This window comes from Colwellia sp. F1, from assembly GCF_056238625.1.
Map to the genome: position 1 here is coordinate 1,091 of NZ_JBWDLI010000064.1, position 1,817 is coordinate 2,907.

A 1,817-nucleotide genomic window follows, 5' to 3' on the forward strand; every position below is an offset into this window, starting at 1 on the left:
CAGCGCACGGCGGTTTTCTATTAATTCGCTCAAGCGGTCTGGATAGTCAGTGATGATCGCGTCAACCCCCAGGTCAATCAGTGTCGACATGCGTGTTTGGTCATTGACTGTCCAGGCATGTATTTCATAGTTATAAAGCGTCGCTAATCGAATCTCTTGTGGCGTGATGCGGTTATGGCGCAGGCCTAAAGCATCAAATTGGCGCCGATCCAGTGTGCCAGCCAAGATCAGTTGGGCGAGTAAGGTAATGCGCAATTCGGGGGCTTGCTGTTTTAAAAAAGTAACCATGCTGGGCGCCATGGTCGCCATGCGCATTTCCAAGAATACATTTGGAAAGCCGCAGTTCGCGTTCGCATTGAGCGCGTTATGCTGAGTTGCCCAGCAGCGATAACGAATGTCGCTTTCTGCTTCAAGGGTTGCTAAAACGGCGCGAGCAAGCCTCTCTTCATCGCCAGGTGAGGGTTTCATGTCAATCATTAGGCTGGCGCGCCCTCGCACTAGCGCCAAGGCATCGTCCAAGCCGGCAATTCGCTCGTTTTGGAAGGCATCGCCAAACCAACTGCCGACATCAACTTTGCTCAGCTCTGCTCTAGTGAGTGAGTCAAACTCGCGCCGATCGCCTGTTAGCCGAGCCAAGCTGCGGTCATGATAAAGAAGCACCTGGTTGTCAGCGCTAAGGCGAACATCAAGCTCTACGGCATCAGCACCGTCTTCAAGCGCTTGTCTTATCGCAGATAGGGTGTTCTCCGGTGCGACCATCGAGCTTCCACGGTGGGCGATAACCGCTACGTTGTCGCGTATTTCAAAGCTATTGAGTATCCACCATGCTTGTAGCCCCGCTAGTAGCAGTACGCTTAGTTCAATCGCCCACGCAAGGCGACCAGGATGGGCATTTTCTGATCGTGGAGCAGGGCGAGCCTCTTTAAAAGCCAGCTGCAAGTATAAGCACTCTGACAAAAGGGCATTGGTGGCAATGCCTAAAAAGGTAATGGCTAATGTAACCAGTACGTAGCTGGTTAAATATGCCAACATTGCTGGAATCAGCACGGCATTATGTTCGGGTAGCCTCCATAACAGAGGCGTCACGACGCTATCAAATAGCCATGTGGAGATAACTGGTAGACTGATAATAACGATCAGCAGTGTCAAAACCGCCACACCAATCGAGCGATGCCAGCCACGAGTTAAGCGCACGCTACGTTTCAGTGCCTGGAAAGGGGAGCAGTTGTCCAGCGCTACTAACGGTAGCGCTAGTAACCAGCGTAGGTAGAGCCGTGCGGCTAGCCCAAGCCAGATAAACAGTAACGGCAGTGCGCAAGCGATAAAATACCACAGCGAGGCGGGGCGAGTTTGTTGTAAATAGTAGGGATCTATACCGCTTAGCCATACATCGTAAAGCCACGTTAAGCCCATCATAAAAGGGGCTAGGAGGAGCAAGTGGGATCCTACCTGAAGAATGACTAGGCCCGCGAGTGCTGGGAAGCGGCGCGTGCTTAACCAGAGTGCTTCAAAGGCGAGTCGGTAGTGGTTGTCTTTCGGTCTGACGGCAACTAGCAGCATGCCTGCTTGTTGCCAATAAATCAGTAAGAATGCAAAGCCAAGACCCACGAGTAACGCAACTAAGCCTAGTGGGCTAAAAAGTAGTGTAATAAGCGCATCATTGGTGACTACTGTTCGGTTGAGCTGCGCTAGTAAGGCCCGAGAGATCCACGCAATTAATGGCACAATAAGAGCAGAAGCTAACAGCGTGAAGAGCAGGTGATAGGCAATCAGAGGACGAAGATGGTCGCGTAGAGTGTGGAGTAGGGTGTAGCCCA

Annotated in this window: 1 protein-coding gene; it reads right to left on the reverse strand. The window is 51.8% G+C overall.

Going from position 1 to position 1,817, the window contains the following annotated elements:
* Nucleotides 1-1,817 (reverse strand): glycerophosphodiester phosphodiesterase family protein (locus tag AC0UA9_RS17190; RefSeq protein WP_475661932.1); only part of this gene is annotated, 1,817 nt, incomplete at both ends.